The sequence below is a fragment of the Marinobacter sp. genome (assembly GCF_052094685.1).
In the GTDB taxonomy this organism is placed as follows: domain Bacteria; phylum Pseudomonadota; class Gammaproteobacteria; order Pseudomonadales; family Oleiphilaceae; genus Marinobacter.
The window spans coordinates 1-23,210 of the sequence record NZ_JBQDKB010000038.1; the positions used below are offsets into that span (position 1 = coordinate 1).

Sequence of the window (23,210 nt, forward strand, 5' to 3'; positions counted from 1 at the left end):
CTAGTGAAAGCGACCATAGCGATGGCGCATAGTTTGGACTTACTTGTTGTTTCTGAAGGCGTTGAAATACTTGAGCAACTTGAACTTTTGAATGAATTAGGGTGCGATTTAGCTCAAGGGTATTATTTTAGCAAACCTATACCGGCTAAAGAACTCATTGAGTTTCAGCACACTACAACATATTAATCGGGGTTGCTCTAGCTTGAGCAGCCCGCTCGTCGACCGAGGATAATTAAAGATTACCTGATAAGATCCATGCTCCGACCGCAATTAGTGTCAGGCCGCCGATAACTTCAGCCTTCTGGCCGAACAGCGAGCCCACAGCTCGGCCCACCATAACGCCTAACGTAACCATCACTGTTGTGGCTAGGCCAATTAGTCCAGCTGCCAGAAATATACTCACTTCTACAAATGCCAGGCTTACACCCACTGCCATTGCATCAATGCTTGTGCCAAAGGCCGTTAAAGCAATCTTGAGAAATGAATGTCTGGAGGGTTTTTCTATTTCTTCCCTACTTGGGGTCAGACCTTCATAGAGCATGTGCACGCCGAGAGCCACCAATACCGCGAACGCTACCCAGTGCCCCCAACTATCCACATAAGACGCCGCAACATTGCCAATTAACCAGCCAATAAGGGGCGTGATGGCCTCGACGGAACCAAAAATGAGGCCCATTCTTAAGGCTTCGAGAAACCGGGGTTTTTTAAGGCTTGCGCCCTTCCCTATGGCTACTGCAAACGCATCAGTAGACATTGAAAAAGCCAACAACAGAAGGGCTATGGGGTTCATTCGGTGTTCTCCGGTCAGGCACTGAGTCCACGACATATCCACACGCCCGACCATCAGGCATGGATATATCGATGGTCTCGCCAACCGAGAGGTGTTCGTACCATGGCGTGTGGCCAGGTATGTTGATACGAACTCTTCCGACTACCGGAAGCAGGCTACTCCCCAAAGAGCGCTAAATTTAGCACAGCAGCCTTTAAAATCAAACCGGAAAGTCATGGAGATGCTTCCGCTTGTTTGTCCCTATGGCTGAGTTATACCCAACAGCTTGTTAGCTGCATCGCGAATCTCCCTGTAACGTTCCGGATGACTGATTAATGTACTCAGATCATCTTCAGGGAAAATCTCATGCTTCTTTTTCCTAGCTTCCTCCTTAGAAAAGATCGACGGTATCAATTGTTCCAAGCAGCGCAGCATCACTTCGGGCGAAACCGATGCCCCTGGCGAGGCCCCCAGTAAAGTCCCATACGTTTTGTCCCTGGATACAAGGATTTCTGTGCCCATCTGCAAACCTCGGTCTTTGATGATTTGCACTCGCTGGCCGGCTTGAACCGATTTCCAGTCAAACCGTTTACTCAAGCCCGGAGCAAAGCTGTCAAGTTCCTCGAACATGCTCTGTTCCCCCTTGAACGTCTCTGAAACTAGATATTTAACCAAGGAGAAATTCTCTAGGGCGACATTCAGCAAGCCCGGGATATCATGCGCTCGAATGGATTTGAGGTAATCAACAAAACTACGCCCTCTCTCGAGAAGAGGTTTGAATGAGGCAAAAGGACCAAACAATAAGTAATACTTACCGTCAACCAGCCGCAAATCCAGATGCGGCACAGACATGGGAGGCGCGCCCACTTTCGCTCTGCCATAGGTTTTAGCCCGGTAATACTCGGCTTGCTCCTCACTGATCGGTGCCCGAAGAAAACGCCCGCCCACAGGAAAGCCGGTGAAGCGGTTTCGAAACGGCAAGTGGCTTTTCTTCAGAAGCGGAAATGCGCCCCCACCGGCACCGACAAAAAGCACATCCGCTTTGTACTGAACCGGTTTTCCTTTGCGTTCAGCCTCGATAACCCACCGCTCGGTCGGGCTCCTGTGCACGCGCTTAACGTGGGTGCCATACTCAAACTTTACACCCAAGTCCTGGGTTGCGTAGGCCGCCATTTGCGTCGTTAACGCACCAAAATTAACGTCTGTACCTGTCTCAATGGCGGTCGCCGCCATTTTTTCATGGCGTGGGCGCTCGTCCATGGTGTAGGGAATCCAGCTCTTTATTTCATCAAAATTTTCTGAGTACCGCATGTGTTCAAAAAAATGATGGGCCGACATTTCCTTGAACCGTAACCGCAGTTCTTCAATGGCGAATTCGGAAACAATGGTGCAATGCTTGGTTTGATTGATAAACGTTTTAGGGTCTTTGATAGCACCCTTTTCAATCAAATACGCCCAAAACTGCTTGGCAACATTGAACTGGGCATGAATTTTAAAAGCTTTTTCAATGGAAATGGCCTCGCCATCCACTGGAGTATAGTTAAGCTCACAGTTCGCTTCGTGCCCTGTGCCGGCGTTCCAGAATGCAGAGGAGTTTCCCGCGCCGGCACTGTCCAGTCTCTCTAAAATGGTGATATCCAGATCCGGTGCCAACTCTTTTGCCAACGTGGCAAAAGTAGTTCCCATAATCCCTGCGCCTATGATGACAACGTTCATAAAGTCTACCCGCCAGTGTCAAAATTTTAGATATTCGTCACAACGCTACTCAAAACTTGTTCATGCATGGATCCAAACACTCTCGCCCTGAGCCAATCCTTTCAAGAGACCGTCATGAGGATTGTCACCATATTTGCACTCATAGACTACGCTCACAGAAGGCGACAAGGAACGGTCAATCAGTTGGTGATTGAGTCTGATCCCTGTTTCGGAAGCCCCTCGATTACTTATCTAACTTAGACTTCAGTGAAGCGGCCAAGCCTCCTTCGCGAACCGGCCCAAAGGAGGCTTAAAAGTACTGATAGAAATCTCTATTTAGTGCTCATCTTACTCGGTCTCTTTGACTTCCCGGTTGCCGTAATTAACGGGCACCCAGTCATAGCCGTTCTGCGCCTCGCGAATATGGCCAACGCCCGGGAAAGGCATATGCGGCAAGGCGACCAAGTCACGATCATTGGCGAATCCCGAGAACGCTTTTGATCGTACTTTGGAGGCCATCTTCGAGTCCACATCATAGACAATGGTTACCGAGGGGTCGTGAAACTGTACCGCTTGGGCGTGGATAATGTCTCCCCCGAAGGTGAGTGTCTGGCCTTGGCTTTCCAGTGTGTAGAAAGCACTACCCGGCGTGTGGCCCGGATGTAGGCTGGCCGTCACCCCAGGAAGGATTTCGGTGGTCTCGTCGAAAACGTCAATTTTGCCGGCATCAATATAAGGTGTAAGGACCTGGATAGCCTGATCAAAGAAAAGCTTTTCATAGCCGGATTTCGCTGCGTTCTCACGATCCAGAAAGAAGTCGACATCGGGCTTGCCGACATGAACCGTGGCATTATCGAAAACGATTTGGTCATCCCGGTTTAGCCCGCCGATATGATCCGAATGGGCGTGGGTGATCAGAACGTCAGTCACGTCTTCTGCCTTGAACCCAGCGGCATCCAGACTATCAAGCAATTTGCCACCGAACCCAGGGCCGAACATATTCCCCGCGCCCGTATCCACCAGAACGAGACTGTCTCCCGTTTCAAGAAGGAATCCACTGACTGATGTCTCGACGGGGTTGGACTGGTAAGCGTGCGTAAGTTGTTCGTCAATTTTCTCTGTGGTGATTCCTTGCAAAATTTTGTGCAGATCCTGTGGCACGGTGCCATCTGAAAGCGCCGTAACCCGAACGTCGCCAATCTTGAAGGCATAGGCGTCCGCACCCTGCTGGGTGATACCCGGCGATGCTTCAGGCATAGATTGTTCGCTCGCAAACACGAACCCTACTGTTGAAAAACTCAACAACACAGTGGAAAACATCAAGGGACGTATAATCATTTTTATACCTCTACATTTTGTGTTTGTGTTCAAAAAATCTGCGCTGGCACAGGTTTAGCTTAAATCCGGTCGCGCGAGCCCTAGGTGATCACGCAAAGTACTGCCTTGGTATTCGCTGCGAAACAGATCGCGGCGTTGCAACTCCGGCACCACCTGCTCGATAAAGTCCTCGATGCCACTGGGTAGAGACGGCGGCATCAAATTGAAACCATCGGCGCCTTGGTTATTAAACCAGTGCTCCATCTTGTCGGCAATCTGCTCAGGCGTGCCGACCATGGTGCAGTGGCCACCGCCCGCCGCCAGTCGACCCAGCAGTTGGCGTAGCGTGGGTTGCTCGGTTTCAATAATGCGCAATATCGTGCTATAGCGTCCCTGCGGCCCGCTGAATTCTTCTAACGGCGGCAATGGTGGTATCGGAGCGTCCAACGCCCAGTCAGAGCAATCCTGGTCGATAAACATGGCCAACTGCCGTAAAGAGGCATCCACTGGAAGTAGCTCATCCAGTTCACGCTGTTTAGCCAGTGCTTCGGCTTCGGTTGGCGCTACGTAGGTGACCAGCCCAGGCATGATGGGCACAGTGACATCGCGGCCGGCCGCCTTGATCCGTTGTTTGATGTCGCGATAGTAGTTCCGGGCCGCCGGTAAATCGTAGGCCACCGCGTAAATGGCCTCTGCGCATTTCGCCGCTAGGGCTCTGCCCTGCTCCGAGGCGCCAGCCTGAAACAGCACCGGATGGCCCTGCACCGGCCGTGGTACGTTCAACGGGCCATCAACCCGAAAAAACTCTCCGTGGTGATTAATGGGTTGCACTCTATCAGGGTCGGCGTAATGGCCATGGCGATCAAATGTCAGCGCATCGTCAGCCCAGGAATCCCATAGTCCAAGCACGGCCCGCACGAACTCTTCGGCGCGTCGATAGCGCTCGGCATGGCCTGGCATCGCGTCATAGCCGTGGTTTCTGGCCTCAACATCAAACATTGAGGTCACCACGTTCCAGCCAATGCGACCACCAGAGATATGATCCAGTGAGGCCACCAGGCGTGCGGCGTGGAAGGGTGTATAAAAGGTGCTGGAGACTGTACTGATGAAGCCAATATTCTCGGTCGCTCGACTCATGGCGGCGATGGCAGTGAGCGGTTCCAGGTACCACCAGCTACCATCAGACACATTGCCCACAGAATTGCTGTCGGCAAAAAACACAGCATCCAGCTTGCCGCGTTCAGCGGTTTGCGCCAGGCGCTCGTAGTAGCGAATATCTCCCAGCTGTTCCACTGCGGATTGCGGATGGCGCCAAGCGGCCCGATGGTGGCCGCAGCCCATCAGAAACAGGTTTATGTGCATCATGCGTTTAGCGGTCTGTGAAGCTGCCATCAGTTTTTCACCAATCCACCGTCGACCAGAAGATTCTGCCCGGTGACTGAGCGCGCCCAGGGCGATGCAAAAAACAAAGAGACATCGGCAAACTCTGCGGGCGTGGTCACCCGGCGTAGCGGTGTGCTGGCCGCGATGAAATCGAACACCGCCTCGGGTGTGGCCGCGGAAGCATCGGTGGTGCGCAGCAGGCCGCCGGAGACCATATTTACGGTAATATTGTCAGGCCCCAAATCCTGGGACAGAGTGCGGGTGAGCGATAGCAGGGCTGCTTTGCCGGCGGTATAATCGTGGTAAGGCACCACGGGGTTTTGGAACAGGTTCGTTCCCACATTCACGATACGGCCGAACCCCATCTCGCGCATGCCGTCAAGCGCCGCCTGGGTGGTATTCAGGGCACCACCCACCACACCCAAAAACTGCTGATGCAGGTTGTCCCAGCTTAGTTGGTCCGCGTTGGGGCGAGCATCGCCGTTGAATGAAAAATCCGGCAGGGCGTTGTTAATGACCGTGGTCACTGGAGTTCCGAAATGCTGCCGGGCGCGGGCAAACAAGTCTTTCACAGCCGCGCGATCGGTGACATCGGCCTGCACGGCCAGTGCCTGCTCCGGCGCTTCATTGGCCAGCCTTTGCGCGGCCTCCCCGCTGGTGTGGTAATTGATAACGACGTTGGCGCCTTCTCGCAGAAACGCGCGTACCAGGTGCTCACCCAAACCTCGGGCACCACCGGTTACCAGCACCAACTGTTGATCAAGACGAAAAGATTGTTGCATAGACACCTCAAAATGAGGCGAAGGCATGATGAGGCAGGTGCGGCGACATATTTCGTCTGCGCCTGCGGCTGACATCCCTTCGCCAGTATGAACTGGATCAGGTTCAACGGGTGTTATCTCAGTCCTGTAAATAGGACACCCCGTGTCGAGCCAAAACCATAGCACACCAAGCACGCTCTTGTAGGCCTCACGCATCCGAACCCATCAAAGATACCTGCAATTGACAAGTACTGGCAGACTTCCTACGCTGTGGCCAGTCCTAGGGGAGCCGGTTAACGGCTGAGACTCCGCATTTTGTGCGGTAACCCTTCGAACCTGATCCGGGTAATGCCGGCGAAGGGAAGGAAAACGCCTGCTATACGCATTCCTGTGCGCCTTTCTTCCTTCGCGAGTGTCCCGGTGGAGCCATTTTTGGCGATCATGCTACACGCAAGGAAGACAACCGATGCTAAGCTCCTCTACCGCACTTGTGTGGCTGGTTTTATTTGCTGCGCTTTTCGCCGTACCTGGCTTGATCTACGCTCGCCGCAAACAGGGCAATCTGGATGATTTTCTGGTTGCCCGCAACAGCCAAACCAGCTCCGCCACCCTGCTGACACTGCTGGCCACCACCATGGGCCCCTGGATTCTATTTGGCCCGGCACAGGCCGCAACCTGGGGTGGTATCGGTGCGGTAACCGGTTACGCCCTGGGCGCACTTGCACCGCGTTTGATCATGATTCCATTGGGTAGCCGTATCCGCACGCTGATGCCCGAGGGCCACACTCTTACCGAATTCGTGCTCTGCCGTTACGGCCGTGTGATGTACAGTTTTGTGCTAGTTATCATGGTTTTCTACTTATTTATCAGCCTAACCGCCGGGCTGACCGCCATCGCCCAGATGGTTGCCCTGCTGGCGCCGGTACCTCTGTGGCTTACGGCCAGCATTGTGATGACGGCCACCCTGCTCTACACCCTTTACGGTGGCTTGCGAGTAACCATTTTTACTGACCGGGTGCAGATGCTGGTTATTCTGCCATTTTTGGCTGTGCTGATTGGTTTCGGCTGGCACGCAGTCGGCGGGCTAGCCCCCGCATTGCAGGGTTTGCAGGAAAAAGCCCCGCACTTGCTGAACCCACTAGACATCAACGGTCTGAAGTCCGGTTTAACGTTTTTTATTGCCGTGGTACTGACCGGGTTGTTTTACCAAGGAACCTGGCAACGCATCTTCGCCGCCGGCGATAATAAAGTGATCCGTAACGGGTTTATCATCAGCGGGCTATTGAGCTTCCCCGTCATATTTATTATGGGCCTTTTTGGGTTGGCCTTCGTGGGGCTGGGGTTACCCGGGGATGGCTCGGTGGCGCTTTTTAGCGTTCTGCTGGCAGACGTACCGCTGTGGTTTGCCATAGGCCTACTGCCGTTCGGGTTGGCGCTGATCATGAGCAGTGCCGACTCCACTATTAGCGGGCTGACGAGCATTATGGTGGTGGATCTACGACGGCTACTGCCCAAGCTGAGCAATCACAATTTGCTGTCACTTTCGCGCTGGTTGATTGTGGTGCTTTCGGTACCGGTGCTTCTTGTTGCGGCCCAAGGCTACAGTGTTCTTTATCTGTTCCTGCTGGCCGATTTACTGTGCTGCGCTGCGGCCTTTCCGGTCTTTTTCGGCTTCTACAACGCCCGTTACCAGAGCTATAACGCGGTATTTAGTACCTTATGCGGTCTGACCGCCGGGCTTATGGTATTCCCTGCACCGGGCGCTCCCACTACCTACTTGATGGAATCTTTCCTGTTAGCATCGCTGGTGCCGATCGCCGTGTCGCTTTTGCTGTTGCTTGTGCCCAAAGGCAAGCTCTTCGATTTTTCCATATTGGCGCAGCGGGTGCGGAATCTGGATGGGTAAACAACTCTGAGCGTTATGCGTCTTTCTCGTAGCTTGCAGCCCAACTGGCGCGGCCGAGTTCTGTGGCGCGCTCTACATCTATTTCGGGAACCGCCGATGTGTCTCCCAGCTCTCTCGAATCGTAATGAAATACGCACAAGCGTGAAGCAAATTCAGCGAACGGCAGTGATGCTTCGCCATGGCGCTCGCCATTACTTTGCGTTGAGCAATTAATACCTTGGCCCCAATCCTGGCCGCTGTCATTGTTGGGATTGAAAAAGTAGAGTCGCATCTCGCCAAGGCGATCAAGGCTGACACGGATGATTGTGATCGCATGGCGTCCAACGAGTCGCCCTCCACTATCGGTGACTGCAATGCCCGCTGGTTGCGGATGTATCACGGGTATGCTGCCGTTGTAATAAGGGTGATAACAGGCATAAAAGTGGCGTATAAATGACTCGTAGTTATGGATTGCTCCTGTCTCTTGGCTAATAACACTGAGAAAATCATGGCCTACCCACCAACCATACATTTCCGGGTTGATCCAGCGGTGTAGATCGTCGTCGCGAACGCCGCATAAGCGACCCATCTCACCGTAAATACGGTCAAGGTGAGGCACCAGAATCAATGAAACCGGATCCACATCGGTGGGAGGTTCCTTCGCAAGGCCTGCTTCCAGGCATTGTGAGGTGATTTGTTGGCCTTCAAAACGCATGATGACATCGTCATCACGAGCCGCCCAAGCCACCAGTTGCAGCAGGAAATCGGCATCGTTGAAAGCCCACATGGAAAGACCGATGACTGACTGACAAGTCGGGTTATTACCCTGGCCAACACCCAGCGGTAGCCCGAGAAGGCACAATACACCGGCGAGCAAATACACCCGTGGAGGATGTGCATTACCAAATGCTGCGCTCAGGTTTTCAGACGCTGTCGGGCACAATTTTAGTTCGAGTTGCCGCCACAGGCCCGAAGCTAATGGAGGTGAAAACAAAGATCCTCGCTCAAGGAACATGGCCAAGCCATATACAGCCTGAGAGGTTTCGGGGTGTACGACCTCGTCGATCAGTTTGAGCACAATTTCGCGGTAGCATTGAAGAACATCGTTGCCGGTGATGCTCAAACCCAATGCCAAGGGTATCAGTTCATCCCAATGCCCGCGCAGGTGGCGCAACAGAATGGGATGGTAAGGAGAAACCATGCCCGTCTCATGCATTGCACTGGCAAAGCCCTTCGCCTCTGTAGACAGCGCAGATTCGTCCATGGTGGCCAAGCGCTCGCTATAAACTGCAAATCCCGGATCGTCGCGACAGCCTATAGTTGGGCCGAATAAAGCACTGACAAGACGCGCTGCTTTATCCATGCCTGAGGTCTCTATTGCCGGGTCAAACAAGCATTTAGCAATCTGACTAACCATCTGCTTGATGCTACCTGTTTGTATTGGTCGCTGGGCCAGCAAACGGCGCACTTCATTCACCAAACTGTCTAGAATGCTCTCATAGCCCAGCCTGCTGATCAGGTACTGATAGAGCGAATTGACTATTTGCCCGAGTTCCTGCGGCCGTTCCCGATCGGCTTCGCTCATCTGACCAGACAGCAAATCGAGATTCAAGGCCGTCACTTGGGTCAGAAAGTGTTTGGCCTGCTCTGCGGATATTCCAGAATGTAGGTAATCACCCATAGCGACTGCCAGTAAGCGAAGCTCGCTCAATATTTCGATCGCCGTGTAATCTGGTGCGCCCTGGCGTAACGTTCGCACGGCGAGTGCGGGTCTCAGTATCGCAGGTCGGCCCCAGTCACCGTTGGTAAACACGCCCTTGGTTTCCATTGCGGGTACTCGAGCGTAGAGCGCAGCCAGCCCATCGCGCGCTGCCATAACGCGAAGTGCTGCCTCCAGTACCTCCCGGTTAGACGCTATGGGGGCAGTCTGCCGAGCAATCGAAAGTTGCTCCAAGGCCTCATCAAATCTTGCAATGGAAGTGTCGGTATCTGGATCAGAATCTGGGCTCGGCATCTTGCTTTCCCTGTCTATTCGATAAGCCATTTTTTATAACCCAAAGATGCTCTTAAGGCCTATTGGATGCAAACTATTCGGGGAGGTTTTGTTTCTAATTGTAATTAGGGCAACTATATTGAAGTTAGCGGCAATGCCACATAGCTCAGTTTTTTGAGAGTGTTCCAGTATCGGCGCAGTTTGCCTGGATCAATTTTCAAGGAGAAATACGAATGTCGATAGCCTCAGAAACCCAATTAGCCCAAGAGGTAGCAGCCTGGCTCGATCCTAGCATGGACTCAGTTAAAGGCACCGAAACTCCCAAGGATCCGAATAAAGGCTACATCGCCCTACTCGGCTGGAGCATTAATGCAATCAAGGCTGCGCAGAAGTTTGATCGCCGCTATATCGTGGTTGCTCCAGAATGGGCTGAAGATTTTTGTACAGCGAACAAAATACCTTTCATCCCATGGGATTTTCTCCGTCTGAATGATCGATCTTTGGAGATTGCGGAAAAACTGAAAGCAGAAGGCGTTGATGTCGCGATACCGCTTTTCGAGGAAACCGTTGAGTGGTCTGGTGCCATTAACTCTGTTCTCCTCAACAGCCCCCGCATGTTCGGGCAATCTATATTGTTTCGAGACAAGGCTCTGATGAAGCGCCGCGCTCAGCTTGGGGGGATTCGTGTGGGCATCTTCGAAGAGGCACACGAAAAAGACGACATCGTCCGTTTTATGAAGCGCGTTAACCAGACACTGCTCCACCTTGATGGGGACCCGGACGATCCGATTCACGTCAAGGCGTTCGACAAAGCCGGCTGCCTTGGCCACCGAATGATTCGAAAAATTGAAGAAATTGACGCCATCCCGCCCGAGGAATACCCCCTGCTGATGGAAAGTCACCTGGATGGCTGGGAGTTTGCGGTTGAGGCCTGGATCCATAACGGAAAAATCAAATTTCTCAATATTTCCGAATACGTAACACTGGGCTACTCGGTGTTCGTGCCAGCTACCGAGGAACTCGAAAGTTGGCGCACCGCGATCACCAAGCAGATCGAACTATTGATCAAAACCTTCGACATTCAATTTGGCCTGATTCACCCCGAGTACTTCGTTACCGCAGACGGTGAAATGTACTTTGGCGAAATTGCGTATCGTCCGCCCGGATTCAAAGCGTTCGAGTTAATTGAGCGGGCCTATGGGTTCAGCGCATACCAGGCTTCAATGTTGGTGTTTGATCCTAAAAGCACCCAAGAGGAAGTAGATGCTTTCTTCCCGCGCGAAGTTGAAGGTGCGAAGGGCTATGCAGGTTGCTTTGGTGTGTATCCAAGGCGCCGTGTGGTCAGCAGGCTAGAAATGCCCAAGGAAACGATTGATCACCCCTACTTTGAGTCTCACGAATTGGTCGCGCCGACAGAAGAAACCGTTCCTGATCGGTCAGCCTTTGGAACTCACTGGGGGCTGATTTTCTTCTTTGGTGACGACCCCATCAAGATGCGGGACCTGCTGAAAGCTCAGGAAGAGCTAGACTTTTACGTATAGATATTAGCTAAAGCAATTCAACTGCAACAAATGTGAGCTCCATGATTCTGGCCGCCCAGCCGCCCGAATCGTGGATGGCCTCTGCGTTTGCCGAATGACCACTCATAGACACCGTAACCCTAAGGCTTAAGCCTACCCCGTTTAGTGCGTTTAAAATTAGGGTCTGTCATGGAAAACAGTTATGCCAGCTGTTTCTACAAGTGGGTCGGCAGCCGGTACCGCGCAACAGGTTGACGAGCAGTCAGCTCTTGTTCGCTTTCATTCGCCTACGTTCGGGCCGGCTAGCGCTCCTGTAACCATCATGGAATTTTTCGAACCTTCCTGCGAAGCTTGCCGGGCATTCTACCCAGTCGTTAAGCAGATTCTTGCTGAATACCCCGGTGAGGTGCGCCTGGCTTTGCGATATACCCTTTTTCATCAGGGCTCCGAGGAAGTATCCAGGATGCTCGAGGCAGCTCGCCTTCAGAATTTCTATCAACCTGTGCTTGAAGCCGTAGAAGTACAGCCTGCCTGGCACGATGACCGATAGGTTGCCAGCGCTTGGGAAGCGGCAGAGGCTGCAGGCCTGGAATCACAACTTTTTATGTTCGGCCATTTATTCCGGCCTTGAGGGTTGGCAAGTCTCTGTAGAACTCGAGGTTGAATAAGAGGGTTGGCAGACAAACGTGAAAAATAGTCTAAAAATGCCCCTAACCAAATGAATTAGCTGTAGTTTTTAGCCCGTTTCTATTTCGGCTCATATTTCGGGTTCCCCTGATCACCGGGCGTTCTTTGAGAGGTAAGCTCAGCAAGTTTTAAATCAAACAACTGCTGCCCTACCGGACGTCTAAAGTCCAATGTGTAATCTCCAAAACGATTGATATGACGGGTTCGGTACGGCGATAGCGCTTTCAGGACATCTTCGGTGATGGCGATCCCTTCCGCTGCCATATCGCGTAACACCCGGCTGAGGGCTTCGACGTTGTGTAAGATCAGCATATTCGCCACCAGGTGGTTGTACTTCACCACCTTTTGCTGTTCGTGCCGGAGGTTGGCCGCAATGATGCCCTCGCCACCAAAAAAACTCCATTTTGCAAACCCGTTAAACTGCTCGTTCTTGTTGGTTGCGGCGTGAATGGTCTGACGTAATTCCACATCGTCGATGTAGTTCAACAGGAAACCGGTCCGAACGACCTTACCCAGCTCCCGGAAGGCGAAATACAGCTTGTTCTTGCGGCTGTAGGTTCCCAGCCGCCTCAGGATCGTTGATGCCGTAATTTTACCAAGCTTGATGGACACGGCCACACGCAACATATCCGGAAGGTGTCGTTCAATCCGCGCCCAGTCTATATGACCGTTGAACAGTTCTTCGATATGCGCGTAACGGAACCGCCTGTCGGGCCGGTAGAAGTTCAGATCCTTGATATTCCGGATACGCGGCATCAGCTTGATCCCCAGCAGATACGCGAGCCCGAAAACGGGATAGCTTTGGGCCTGCGTATCACCGTGCAAGGTATCTGGCTGGATATCGCTCCGATTCTCAAGCAGTCCGTCGAGGATGTACACCGCCTCGTGAACGCCGCAGGGAATGAAATGACTGAACAACGCGATATAAGTGTCCGAGACGTGGTAGTAACCGATGCCGCCGTAACCGCCATAGCGGATGTGGTACTCGCTGAGCAGGTTTTGCTCGTAGAGGTTCCACTTGGTGCCGTCAGCGGAAGCCCGGCGGCCTGTGCCCCAGTATCCGGGCAGTTCGTATTTCTTGTACGCGTTGATGACCTTGACGATAGCGCGATCTAGCCTGTCTTCAGTGACGTGGTTAAGGTTAAGCCAGGCTATCTGGCGACGGTTCAGTTGCTTGATGGAGTCGGCGGTCTGGGAGGGTCCCAGATTGCAGCCGTAGCAGAAAAGCGTAGCGATAAACCGCAACCGGGGGTTTTCCACGCGACTCTCATAGCCTGATAATGGCCCGAACTCCCGATGTAACCCAAGCCAGCGCTCCGCATCGACCAGAACGTCGACGATGCTGCTGGTGCCAAGCCGCCGTGTGATGTCGTCATCGAGGGCCTGCCAGTTCGTTGGCAGCCCCTGCTTCTGATTGCGTTTGATTACGATGCGGCCGTCTTCGATCACGGCGTGTGTGTTGTCCGGGAAGGCGGCGTCCACCGAGCGGCTCAACTGCGTTAATTGATCCTTGAGATGGCGACTGAGAACCTTCGGTTCGATGGGAAGCTCCACTTCCAGCCCGTACTGGTCGATTTCCTGCACGTAATCCGACCAGCTCACCAGTTGATCGCGATGGTCGTCGAAACGATCTCCGTGAACGACCGCCAGATCCGCCGACTTCAGTTCCTGTTTTACGAGATTAAAAACGGCCAATTCAAGATATTTACGATGAACCGTCAGACTGTCCGGCCGGATGAAAATCAGACGGCGCCACTTTTCGAGCGTCCACTTGGTCTGCTGGATGCTTTCGACCAGATCCGGCGCATGGACCCGCAAATCCAGCGTCTCGGCTTTCAATGAACGGGTCTTTCGGAGTAACTCGATCAGTTGCATCGACAGTATGTCGCTGGAGGTGCTTTGAAACGTGAGTATTTCCAAGCAGTTGTACAGAAGGCTGCGTTTGGTTCGAAACGGTCGCAACATGAAAGGCAGGTAGTTATTGCCCGCGTAGGCCAGATGCTCCTCACATTCGTCCAGCCACTCCTGGCGCTTGTCTCCGATAACGGCCTGAAGCGATTGCCACGGGTTTGGCTCGGCCTCCATAGCAGTCAACACGTCTTTAAAGCAGGACACCAGGCGATCGGTGCGCTGGGTCTGCTCCATTTGATAGGTAAGGAGATTTTGCTGGGCGGTGGTTTCCAGTTGCTTCATCAGCTTGATCAGAAGCTCTGCGGTATCATCCAGCGCCTGGGCATACTGTTGCCGGATCAGGACCACCGCCAGGGCATAGCGTTTACGCGCAGGGATTCGAGCCATTTTGGCCACATCCAGCGCTCGTGCTTCGTGGGCGAACTGTCGCCGCTTGGTCACGGGAATTGATTTGACGCCCGGCAATTGCTCGACGATACCCTTCAGCCACTTGAGGTGTTGCAGGTAGGACCGGATTTCTTTATTCGTCGGCTTGCGGATTTCTCGCTTCAGTCGTTGCCAACCGCTGATCTCGATTCCCGGTGGCGATACCAGCAAGTCATTGACCAGTGTCTTTTTTTCGTCGTTGAGTTCGCTGACGATGGACCGGTAACAGCGGTCATTGACGGTGACCCGGGCATCCTTGGCGAGCCTCAATAACACCGTAAAGCCGGGAATCTCGAAACGGTGACGCACCAACTCCTCCAGAAGGATATTGATGATATCGGCCAGCACCTCGCGGGACTCGGCGGCCTTCGTTGCTTGGCTAGCGAGCCAAGCACGAGCCTCTTCGTCCAGAGTCCGGCAGCCCACATAGGTTCGAATCCAAGGAATATGGCGTTTTCGGGTGGCAGAACGATCATACTGTTGTCGTTGGGCTTTGGTTGGCTGCTTATCGAGACCAAGACACTGCGCAATGTGACGGCGCAAATCGCCCGGCAAATCGACCGACGAGGAAAAGAACCCCTGTTTCTGATACGCCTTCAGGTGCAGCAATAAAAAGAAGCGCTCCAGGATCTGTCTGGTGCGCCGACGAGCCCAGCGCTGTTCACCGGACGTGGGCGTGTAAACCGCATCAAGCTCCTGTTGCGGGATATCCGTCCGAAACCGTGGATAGGCTGTTTCCTGAATAGCACTCATAACCGGCTCAATCCCATGCTTGCCCGGTGGCCGGGTCCGTGATCAGTGTCTCCACCCAGCAGGCTTTGTCGGACGCAATACGGTGTATCTCATCGATCAAGTCGTCCATCATTTCGTCCAGCTGCTCATCCGACGTTGCAGGCACCTCAATGCGGTAGTCTCCATTGTTCTGCTGTTCCATCTCGAACGGTTTCAGGCAGTGGGCTTCGATTACCGTGCGGGCCTGGTGGTGTTTCCGGCTGCGAGGACGTTGCGGCTCCAGGGTGAGCTGGACGGTTAATGCCCGGTGGCGCGGTTCGGATACGCTCGCCAGGCGTGGCTGGCCGACAGAAGACGCCACTTCGGTTGGGATTTGCATCAGGGCCTGCTCGAACGGCGATTTAGCTTCAATGTATCGCAAGGCGGTCTGGGTATCCTGCCAACCGACGTACTCCATCAGCGCTTTGATTTCCCAGCCAGAAGCACTGGCCCAGGTGGCAAAACCGCGTCGCAGCGAATGGCTGCTGAACGCTTCCACAGCGTCAATGTCTGCGTCGGCCAGAAGCTGGCGCAGGAGCGGCACGATGCTGTTCGGGTGCAATGAAGTATTGGAAATATTTCCCCAGCGATCAATCGCCCTGAATAGCGCACCGCTGGGCTGGTTCAAAAAGTCCAGCCAATCCTGACAGGCCTCCACGGGACAGCACTGCCTCAGAGCTGGCACCTTGTACAGGCGACCTTCGGCCTGACGATCCCCTTTGCTCCTCCCCAAGTACAAGGACATACCGGCAGCGGGGGCCAGCGTGACATCTTCAATGGTTAATCGACAGAGTTCGTCACTGCGAAAGGCTCGCCAGAATCCGAGCAAGACCATGGCGCGGTTGCGTAGCCAGACCCCGAGAAGCCTTGCATCGCGCTGCCGGGCCTGCGCGATCTGTCCGGCCAGCCACTGATCCATTTGCTGGAGCTGGGTGATGGCCAGTGGCTTTGCTTGTTTTTGCCGGTAGGGATGCTCTTCGCGAATGCCCTTCAGAACCGTGCGTACTAAAGGAGCTTTCGTCGGATCTGGAAAACCTTGGTCCCGGTGCCAGCGTGCCAGCGCCGCTAGCCGCTGCTTCAGGGTGGCGGCAGAAAGCCTTTCGGCATGATCGGCCAGATAGCGAGCGACGCTGTCGGCGGTTGCGGGCAAGAAACCGCCCCAGGTCACCTCAAAATGCTCGACTGCGGATCGGTAGCTCCGTCGGGTATTGTCGCGGGTAGCAGCCCGAACGTACCGATCAACCGTCATTGGGCCCACCAGCGTCGTCCGATTTCGGCAATGCTCTTGTCGTTTCCCTTATCCAGCGTTCGGCCGCTTCGCACACGACCTCATTGTCTGCCTTTGAAACCATCTTTGTGGACGTCTTAGCCATTGCATCGCGCACGTGTTGATCGAGTGGTTCGGCTTGTTTGTGCATTCTTGATCTCCTGGTGCGGCCTTGATCCGGGGCGGCAAATCGAGTCATATCGTACCGAGCATCGGTCAGTATAGCCGTCGAAATGGGTATCACAATGGATAACTCTGGATTATCACATGTCTGTTAAGCTGTACTTTCCAACGATCTTTCTGGTAAATATTGTATGTAATTACATAATACGTAATACAGTATCAAATAAACACGAGGACACGATCATGGCCCGAGGCGGCATCACCCAACCCCTGGTCGAGGACGCCCGTAAACGTCTTCTGGCTCGCAATGTTCACCCCTCCATCGACGCCATACGAGCCGAGCTGGGCAACACCGGCTCAAAGACCACCATCAGCAACCACCTGAAAGCGATTGAGGCGCGTGAAAGCACTCGTCTGGACGATGAAGCGCTTCTGAGCAGCCACGTTACCGACTTGGTAGGCCAACTGGCTCGGCAATTACGTCTGGACGCGCAGGAAACCATTGAGCAGGCCGAACAGCGCCAACAGGCCGAGGTGGCCAGCCTGCAGGAAGCCTTGACGGCACAGACCGCTGAGACCAGGCAAAACCAGGCGCAAAATACCGTGTTGGCTCAGGCGCGTGATGATTTACAGGCGGAGGTCCTTGGGCTGCGTGAGGCGCTCTCGAAACTCGAAGGCGATAACCGCGCACAGGCCCAGCGCATTGAAAGTTTGACTGAGCAGGTTCAGGACAAGCAACGCCAGGTGAACTCACTCGAAGAAAAACACAAGCATGCTCGGCAGGCGCTGGAGCACTATCGCGGCTCCGTGAAAGAGCAGCGCGAACAGGATCAGCGGCGGCATGAGCAGCAGGTCCAGCAAGTCCAGGAAGAGCAACGCCACCTGCAACAAGCCCTGGCCGTGAAACGCGACGAGCAGACCCAGGCCACCCGGGAGATTACCCGGCTATTCACGGAGGTGACTGAAGCTCGAAAGCAGTCGGATCAGTTGATCCAGCAACTGGGCGAGCGGGATCGCGAAAATCGTCGTCTGGCCGACAAAACGGTGCGGCTAGAGCAGCAAGCCGTAGCGTTACGCCAACGAAAGACTGCCCTTGAAAAGCAGCAGCGCGTGAACGACCAACTCAAAGCGAAGGTGCAGCAGCTTGAAACCGAGTTAAGCGTGAAGAATGGGCTGCTGGATCGTTTGAGCGCTGGTAACGATTCCGACGAGACGATCAAAAGGCCCCTTTGATGCATTCGAAAAGGCACGGCCTGTTGACGAAAAGGCACGGCCTGTTGACGAAAAGGGGCAATTTGCTCGTGATCGCGACACAAAATTAAAGTATTCCGTTTCTTGAAATTTCTTCAGGCAATGTTCAAGAGCCTACTGCAGGGCTATTGTGGCTAGAGTCACAGGCGTCTCTCAGTGGGGAAGCACCTGTGATTTGGATGACGGATTTAGGGTGGCGTGTTTTCCTGCCTTATCATCGTCTGGGGACAAGTTTTTACCGAAACATGTCCATTTAATGAAAAATGTATCGTTTTGTAAATTCGTTTAGACAAAAGATCAGCCCTGGCCTAGGTTGGTTTGTACGGAAATTAACCAATCACACAGGGAGTGGATACATGAAATTTACCGCTATCAGTTTTACGTTCTTCGCACTGATGTCGCCAGTTGCGCTAGCAGACAAACCGCATGCAATCCCGGGCGGGGCTTCAGCGATTGAAAGCCCGCCATTTACGTTAAGTGCTTCGGACAGAAATTCCGCTTCAACCACACGACAAGCCTCATCATTTGACAAGGCTCCGCAACAGAGACTTCCGTCTTTTGCGCCGGCGTCACTTAAAGCTCCCAAAGCCGCTAGAACCATGGAGAAGCACGAAGCCCCAAAAATCAAGGCTCGCTCAGTTATTGCTGATTCGAACTCCTGATGATCACTTGGCATCGTGAGTGATGCCTAGCCCCAAACACGCCCAAACCACATGGAGGTGACTCATGTCATTCCGCATTCGAGTTGTGTCTTGTCTGATCGCAAGCACCGTGCTTGCCTCAGCTGCCCAGGCCAACATCCGCGATTATTACGAAGAGCCGGGTTTGAACCCGTTCAAGGAAACCATCAACCAGAATTTCGGAGAAGAGATCGACCCCTTCTCTGGTCAGCTGCAACTGAGCTATACGGATCTTGTCGTGCCCGGAAATGGTGGTTTCGATATCCGCATCAATCGGATTTACAACAACCCCCAAGACGCCTTTTTGCCATACAGCCCTTATGGCTATGGCTGGAGCATGCACTTTGGCCGCATTGCAGTGTCAGACACGAACGCGGACAAGGTTTGCAGTCAGAACCTGTTTTCAGTGGATGTGCTCGACAACCCCTCTCTGGAGTTGGCAGATGGTAGCCGACAGTTGCTGGTACTCGCGGATCAACACAGCCCTGAGCTAATCACCAAGCAGTGGTGGAGTGCGAACTGCAACAGCAACAACGATGTGATTGTGAAGTCGCCGGACGGTACCACCTACACCATGGATTACCGGGCCAACGACTCTGAAGGCCTGAAAATCTACGCGACCCGCATCGAGGATGCCAACGGCAACTGGATGACCATTGACTACAACACCAATGCGTTCAGCATCACGTACATTGAATCGATTTCTACCAGTGACGGGCGCTCGGTAAATTACAATTATGCGAATACCGGTAGCGACAACACTCGACTGACATCCATTGCCGCCAATGGGCAGACCTGGAGTTACAGCCACACCTACACCAACAACACCACGCCGGATTTTGCGCAGCTAACCACAGTGACCCGTCCAGACGGTGAGAGCTGGAACTACACCTATTACCCAATCACCACCAACGGTGATGCCGGCAGTCTCGCGATCGATACCGTGACCTATCCCTCTGGCGGCATCATCGACTACGACTACGACTATGTTTACTTCAACTTCGGTGCCCAAAAGGCAACAACGGTTGTGACTGGCAAGCAAAACAGCGGTCGCGATATAACGCCGGGCACCTGGTCCTACACCTACACACCGGCCTATAACGGGCAGTATGGTTATGATGAAACCCACATGGTGGCACCGGACCATCAGCGCACCTTCTATCACATTGGCTATACCACCAGTGCCAATGTCTGGGAAATTGGCACCAAACGTTACGAGGAAGTGTACGACCCTCAAGGAACGATGTTGGAACAGTACTCCTACCAGTACGGCAGCACGCTGCTATCCAATGAAAATTACTGGCACGGGCGGGATACCAGCAGAATTGATAATGATACGCAGGTTCCGCTGCTAACCAATATGACGCATTGGCGACAAGGCACCTCCGTACAAACCCAATATTCCAATTTCGATGCGTACGCCAAGCCGCAAACCATCGTTGAAACCACCAATACCACCGCCACTTCTGATCGGACTCGCACCCGTACCTACAGTCATTCAGCCAACGACTGGATCCTCGGTCTGGTGACTCAGGAAACGATTGACTATCCCAACAGTGCGCCGGTCACCCAGTGGATCATTGACAGGACCTACGACTCAGCCGGGAATATGCTGACAGAAGACAAGTCGGGCGTTCTTACCACCTACACGTACACGTCTGAAGGCGACATTGCCTCGGTCACGGATGCCAACAATCACGTGACTACCTTTTTAAACTATTACCGGGGAGCGCCTCAGACTATAAACCGTCCCGAAGCTATTTCCGAGACGCGCATTGTCAATGCTGACGGTACCTTGGCCTCGTCCACAAATGGTGAAGGACACATTACCACCTACACCTGGGATGACCTGAACCGCCTGACCGGTATCGACTTCCCCACCCATGCCAACGTGTCTGTCAGCTACGATGATCAGTCCGCTGTATTGACCCGAGGTAGTTACAAGGAGACCCGTTCCTTCGACGGCTTTTGGCGCGACCGTGGCATCAAGCGTGAAGACACCAGCACCAATACGATTACCGAAGTCACCAAGGCCTGGGACGCGGTGGGTAATATGACCTTTGAGAGTTACCCCAACAGCGCGCAGGGCAAAACTATCTCCTACGATGCTCTGCAGCGAGTAACGAGCATCGACTTTCCCGATCAGACCTCGAAAACCTATTCGTACCCAAGTGGGTTTGAAATTCGAGAGGTGGATGAAAACGGCCATGTAACCACAAAGACTATCGCCAGCCATGGCACCATGGACGGTAGCTGGCTGATCTACATCTCGTCACCCGAAAGCCTCGCGACCAGCATTTCCAGAAATGGTCTGGGCCAGGTTTACCGCGTATTTCAGGGTGAGGTTCAGGACGAGGGACTTTTTGGTTACGCCCGTCAGTATATTCATGATGCACGGGGTTTCCTGATGCAGGAAATCCATCAGGAGACAGGAACCACGGTTTATGGCCGCGATAACGTCGGTAATATGACGAGCAAGGAAATCGGTACCAGCGGTATCGTTGAAACGCGGACTTACGACGATCTCAATCGCCTGACCGCCGTTTCCTACTCAGATAGCACCCCAACGGCCACCTTTACCTATGACGACAACAGCAACCTGAAATCGGTGACAAGTTCGGCCGCCAGTCGCAGCTATACCTACGATCAGAACGACAACCTCGAAAGCGAATCGCTGACAATCGGAAGCGCCACCTACAACGTGACTTACGGCATTGATAACCTGGACCATCTGGCTTCGGTGACTTACCCCAGTGGACGCACAGTGAACTTTGGCACCAACGCCCTGGGCTGGCAGACCCAGGCAACACCCTATGTGTCGTCCGTGGATCGTCACCCCTCCGGAGCAGTCGACACCATGACCTTCGGCAACGGCGTGGTGACCACCCAAACACTGGATAGCCGATTGCGGCCGAATACGCTGGTGTCCAATAACGGCCAGGTGGACTTTGTCGATCTGGGTATGGGCTACGACAACGTTGGCAACGTCACCAGCATCGTGGATAACGCCGGGTCACTCCATAACCGCACGGTTGGCTATGACGATGTGAACCGAATGACCTCGGCAGCCGGGCAATGGGGGACTGAGACGATCACCTACGACGGCCGGGGCAATATTCTCACACGGGATCGTAATGGCAGTCTGCAGGAGTATTACTACAACTCTGACAAAATGACTTACCGGGTTTTTCCAACCTTTTTCTACACCATCACCCACGACACTCGGGGCAACATGACGAGTGATGGCCCGAACATTATGGTGTACGACGGCGCAAAAAATCTCGCCTCCATTGATAACGGTACCGATGTGATTGATTACGCATACGATGGAGCCAATACCCGGGTCAGCCGGAGTTCGCCTACCGAAGACACCCACGTTCTATACACGATGATGGGCGATCTGCTGGGGGAATACGAGCCAGCAGGCGGCTTCAAGGAATACATCTACGTGGATTCGAAAACCGCCGCCAAGGCGGTGGATGACACCACTGTGGTTGGCCAATAACGGTTAGGGAGGACATGACTATGACACGCGCTATCTGGAACACGCTGGCCACGCTGGCCGTGCTCATCTTCACCGCCTTGCCCCTCAGCGCCGCTGAGGTGGTGACTTACTACCACAACGATCATCTGGGCTCGCCCATTGCGGCAACTGACAGTACCGGAGCCGTGGTATGGCAGCAGGCCTATGATCCCTGGGGGTTCAAGCTCACGGCGAATACCGACGAGCGTGGTTACACCGGTAATTGGCTGGATGAAGAGACCGGCCTGGCTGACCACAAGGCACGTTGGTACACATCCTCCATCGGGCGTTTCACGGGGATTGATCCTGTTAAATGGCAAGAATCCAATATTCACAGCTTCAACCGGTATGCCTACGCCAGCAATAACCCTTATGCCTACGTTGACCGAGATGGGCGCAATGCTGTTGCAGCGTTCGGTGGATTGATTGTTGAGTCTGCCAACGCTATCAGGGGTAAAGGTTTCAACGGATCCAGAGTTCTTGGTGCCTTGGCCGATGGGTATAACGGGGAAGGCGAGGGTTTTGTAAAGGCTGCAACACAAGATGCCTTATCCTTCATTCCCGCAGGTGCTGTAGCGGGAGGATTGTTCAAGGGCGCCAGACTTACAAAGCTCGCTGCCATAGGCGGCAAAGCTCGCTCTCTTGATGACCTTTCAAGTCTCCGGGGCGCAAAACTTAAAGATATTGAGAAGATGGCTGATGCGAAGTACCTCCAATCTGGCTGGACTAAAAGGCCTTTAAAAGACGGCAACGGTATCCGCTATTTTGATGGCAAAGGTAATAGTTTTCAGCTCAATAATGGATACTCCGGGGGTAAAAATTTACATGGCGGACCATATATAAAAACTACCCGGGGCAATGAAACTGTTCGAATTCCTCTTAAGGGGAATCCCGATTTATGAATGAAGCACAAGAAGCTATTTACATTGGATCTAAAGAACAGAGTGGCATTTGGGAAGTTATAAATGATATCGCCAACTCACTGAAAATTAGCAGAGAGGAAGCATTTTTTTTAATCCAGAAAGAAGTGAACTTTCTTCAAGGGACAAAGGACATTTTTTTTATAAAATCACAGAAAATATATGACTCGAGAGATTGCATAGTGCTTGATCCCTGTCAGCTAAAATCTATGAAGCTTTGTGACGTCGAGTTTTCGGAAGAGGGACCATTTTACTATTTCTCTAATCTACCCAGTATTTAAAAATTAATGTTATAGAGTCGTGATTTCTGATATGTATCGTCAATCAC

The 23,210-nt window shown here is 53.2% G+C and carries 17 protein-coding genes, 1 pseudogene and 3 riboswitches; of the genes and pseudogenes, 9 read left to right on the forward strand and 9 right to left on the reverse strand.

Going from position 1 to position 23,210, the window contains the following annotated elements:
* On the forward strand, window positions 1-186 hold a 186-nt coding region (locus ACTH3S_RS09440; protein ID WP_441808758.1), incomplete at its 5' end, for an EAL domain-containing protein.
* Window positions 187-232: 46 nt separating this feature from the next.
* On the opposite strand, the gene ACTH3S_RS09445 is transcribed toward ACTH3S_RS09440, so the two are convergent.
* The 5 genes from ACTH3S_RS09445 to ACTH3S_RS09465 form a co-directional block, all read right to left on the reverse strand.
* Window positions 233-790, reverse strand: a complete 558-nt coding sequence (locus ACTH3S_RS09445; protein WP_441808759.1) for a manganese efflux pump MntP — start codon at window positions 788-790, stop codon at window positions 233-235.
* A 7-nt stretch (window positions 791-797) separates the two neighbouring features.
* Window positions 798-966: riboswitch (yybP-ykoY riboswitch) on the reverse strand.
* A 64-nt stretch (window positions 967-1,030) separates the two neighbouring features.
* Entirely contained in the window at window positions 1,031-2,485 is a 1,455-nt protein-coding gene (locus ACTH3S_RS09450; RefSeq protein WP_441808760.1) for a malate:quinone oxidoreductase, read from the reverse strand.
* 327 nt (window positions 2,486-2,812) lie between these two features.
* Entirely contained in the window at window positions 2,813-3,802 is a 990-nt protein-coding gene (locus ACTH3S_RS09455; RefSeq protein WP_441808761.1) for an MBL fold metallo-hydrolase, read from the reverse strand.
* A gap of 54 nt (window positions 3,803-3,856) precedes the next feature.
* Complete coding sequence (locus tag ACTH3S_RS09460) at window positions 3,857-5,173, reverse strand: LLM class flavin-dependent oxidoreductase (protein WP_441808762.1); 1,317 nt, start codon at window positions 5,171-5,173, stop codon at window positions 3,857-3,859.
* Window positions 5,173-5,946: a 3-oxoacyl-ACP reductase gene (locus ACTH3S_RS09465; protein WP_441808763.1), complete on the reverse strand. Its 774-nt coding sequence runs from the start codon at window positions 5,944-5,946 to the stop codon at window positions 5,173-5,175. Before ACTH3S_RS09465 ends, ACTH3S_RS09460 begins: the two co-directional genes overlap by 1 nt.
* A gap of 57 nt (window positions 5,947-6,003) precedes the next feature.
* A riboswitch (TPP riboswitch) is annotated at window positions 6,004-6,099 on the reverse strand.
* Window positions 6,100-6,197: 98 nt separating this feature from the next.
* A riboswitch (TPP riboswitch) is annotated at window positions 6,198-6,305 on the forward strand.
* Window positions 6,306-6,391: 86 nt separating this feature from the next.
* Here ACTH3S_RS09465 and ACTH3S_RS09470 point away from each other — a divergent pair.
* On the forward strand, window positions 6,392-7,831 hold the full coding sequence (locus tag ACTH3S_RS09470) for a sodium:solute symporter family transporter (protein ID WP_441808764.1): 1,440 nt from the start codon (window positions 6,392-6,394) through the stop codon (window positions 7,829-7,831).
* A gap of 13 nt (window positions 7,832-7,844) precedes the next feature.
* Here the strand turns inward: ACTH3S_RS09470 and ACTH3S_RS09475 are convergent, their stop codons facing one another.
* Entirely contained in the window at window positions 7,845-9,824 is a 1,980-nt protein-coding gene (locus ACTH3S_RS09475) for a hypothetical protein (protein ID WP_441808765.1), read from the reverse strand.
* 212 nt (window positions 9,825-10,036) lie between these two features.
* Here ACTH3S_RS09475 and ACTH3S_RS09480 point away from each other — a divergent pair, with 212 nt between their 5' ends.
* Window positions 10,037-11,344: a carboxylate--amine ligase gene (locus ACTH3S_RS09480; RefSeq protein WP_441808766.1), complete on the forward strand. Its 1,308-nt coding sequence runs from the start codon at window positions 10,037-10,039 to the stop codon at window positions 11,342-11,344.
* A gap of 247 nt (window positions 11,345-11,591) precedes the next feature.
* A pseudogene (locus tag ACTH3S_RS09485) lies at window positions 11,592-11,870 on the forward strand (DsbA family protein); the annotation flags it as partial.
* 200 nt (window positions 11,871-12,070) lie between these two features.
* Here ACTH3S_RS09485 and ACTH3S_RS09490 read toward each other — a convergent pair.
* From ACTH3S_RS09490 to ACTH3S_RS09500, 3 genes are read right to left on the reverse strand one after another with little or no spacing between them, the layout of a single operon-like run.
* Window positions 12,071-15,100 carry a Tn3 family transposase gene (locus ACTH3S_RS09490; protein WP_441808767.1) on the reverse strand — a complete coding sequence of 1,010 codons (3,030 nt, stop codon included), beginning with the start codon at window positions 15,098-15,100 and terminating at the stop codon, window positions 12,071-12,073.
* A 7-nt stretch (window positions 15,101-15,107) separates the two neighbouring features.
* Entirely contained in the window at window positions 15,108-16,367 is a 1,260-nt protein-coding gene (locus ACTH3S_RS09495; protein ID WP_441808768.1) for a site-specific integrase, read from the reverse strand.
* The gene (locus ACTH3S_RS09500) at window positions 16,357-16,536 is read right to left on the reverse strand and encodes a hypothetical protein (RefSeq protein ID WP_441808769.1); all 180 of its coding nucleotides are present in this window, start codon (window positions 16,534-16,536) and stop codon (window positions 16,357-16,359) included. The genes ACTH3S_RS09495 and ACTH3S_RS09500 overlap by 11 nt, the downstream gene beginning before the upstream one ends.
* A 215-nt stretch (window positions 16,537-16,751) precedes the next feature.
* Here ACTH3S_RS09500 and ACTH3S_RS09505 point away from each other — a divergent pair, with 215 nt between their 5' ends.
* The 5 genes from ACTH3S_RS09505 to ACTH3S_RS09525 all read left to right on the forward strand — a co-directional run bounded on the left by ACTH3S_RS09505 (window position 16,752) and on the right by ACTH3S_RS09525 (window position 23,163).
* Window positions 16,752-17,741, forward strand: a complete 990-nt coding sequence (locus tag ACTH3S_RS09505) for a DNA-binding protein (RefSeq protein ID WP_441808770.1) — start codon at window positions 16,752-16,754, stop codon at window positions 17,739-17,741.
* A gap of 374 nt (window positions 17,742-18,115) precedes the next feature.
* Complete coding sequence (locus ACTH3S_RS09510; protein ID WP_441808771.1) at window positions 18,116-18,421, forward strand: hypothetical protein; 306 nt, start codon at window positions 18,116-18,118, stop codon at window positions 18,419-18,421.
* A 64-nt stretch (window positions 18,422-18,485) separates the two neighbouring features.
* On the forward strand, window positions 18,486-21,944 hold the full coding sequence (locus tag ACTH3S_RS09515) for an RHS repeat domain-containing protein (protein WP_441808772.1): 3,459 nt from the start codon (window positions 18,486-18,488) through the stop codon (window positions 21,942-21,944).
* 20 nt (window positions 21,945-21,964) lie between these two features.
* A complete protein-coding gene (locus tag ACTH3S_RS09520; protein WP_441808773.1) occupies window positions 21,965-22,864 on the forward strand; it encodes an RHS repeat domain-containing protein in 900 nt (299 codons plus the stop codon).
* Entirely contained in the window at window positions 22,861-23,163 is a 303-nt protein-coding gene (locus ACTH3S_RS09525) for a hypothetical protein (RefSeq protein ID WP_441808774.1), read from the forward strand. Before ACTH3S_RS09520 ends, ACTH3S_RS09525 begins: the two co-directional genes overlap by 4 nt.
* Window positions 23,164-23,210: the final 47 nt, after the last annotated feature.

Coding starts and splice junctions, on each gene's coding strand:
- ACTH3S_RS09510 (WP_441808771.1), top strand. CDS start 18,116: ATGAAATTTACCGCTATCAGTTTTACGTTCTTCGCACTGATGTCGCCA.
- ACTH3S_RS09500 (WP_441808769.1), bottom strand. CDS start 16,536: ATGCACAAACAAGCCGAACCACTCGATCAACACGTGCGCGATGCAATG.
- ACTH3S_RS09445 (WP_441808759.1), bottom strand. CDS start 790: ATGAACCCCATAGCCCTTCTGTTGTTGGCTTTTTCAATGTCTACTGAT.
- ACTH3S_RS09515 (WP_441808772.1), top strand. CDS start 18,486: ATGTCATTCCGCATTCGAGTTGTGTCTTGTCTGATCGCAAGCACCGTG.
- ACTH3S_RS09460 (WP_441808762.1), bottom strand. CDS start 5,173: ATGGCAGCTTCACAGACCGCTAAACGCATGATGCACATAAACCTGTTT.
- ACTH3S_RS09475 (WP_441808765.1), bottom strand. CDS start 9,824: ATGCCGAGCCCAGATTCTGATCCAGATACCGACACTTCCATTGCAAGA.
- ACTH3S_RS09465 (WP_441808763.1), bottom strand. CDS start 5,946: ATGCAACAATCTTTTCGTCTTGATCAACAGTTGGTGCTGGTAACCGGT.
- ACTH3S_RS09470 (WP_441808764.1), top strand. CDS start 6,392: ATGCTAAGCTCCTCTACCGCACTTGTGTGGCTGGTTTTATTTGCTGCG.
- ACTH3S_RS09455 (WP_441808761.1), bottom strand. CDS start 3,802: ATGATTATACGTCCCTTGATGTTTTCCACTGTGTTGTTGAGTTTTTCA.
- ACTH3S_RS09450 (WP_441808760.1), bottom strand. CDS start 2,485: ATGAACGTTGTCATCATAGGCGCAGGGATTATGGGAACTACTTTTGCC.
- ACTH3S_RS09490 (WP_441808767.1), bottom strand. CDS start 15,100: ATGAGTGCTATTCAGGAAACAGCCTATCCACGGTTTCGGACGGATATC.
- ACTH3S_RS09495 (WP_441808768.1), bottom strand. CDS start 16,367: ATGACGGTTGATCGGTACGTTCGGGCTGCTACCCGCGACAATACCCGA.
- ACTH3S_RS09505 (WP_441808770.1), top strand. CDS start 16,752: ATGGCCCGAGGCGGCATCACCCAACCCCTGGTCGAGGACGCCCGTAAA.
- ACTH3S_RS09520 (WP_441808773.1), top strand. CDS start 21,965: ATGACACGCGCTATCTGGAACACGCTGGCCACGCTGGCCGTGCTCATC.
- ACTH3S_RS09525 (WP_441808774.1), top strand. CDS start 22,861: ATGAATGAAGCACAAGAAGCTATTTACATTGGATCTAAAGAACAGAGT.
- ACTH3S_RS09480 (WP_441808766.1), top strand. CDS start 10,037: ATGTCGATAGCCTCAGAAACCCAATTAGCCCAAGAGGTAGCAGCCTGG.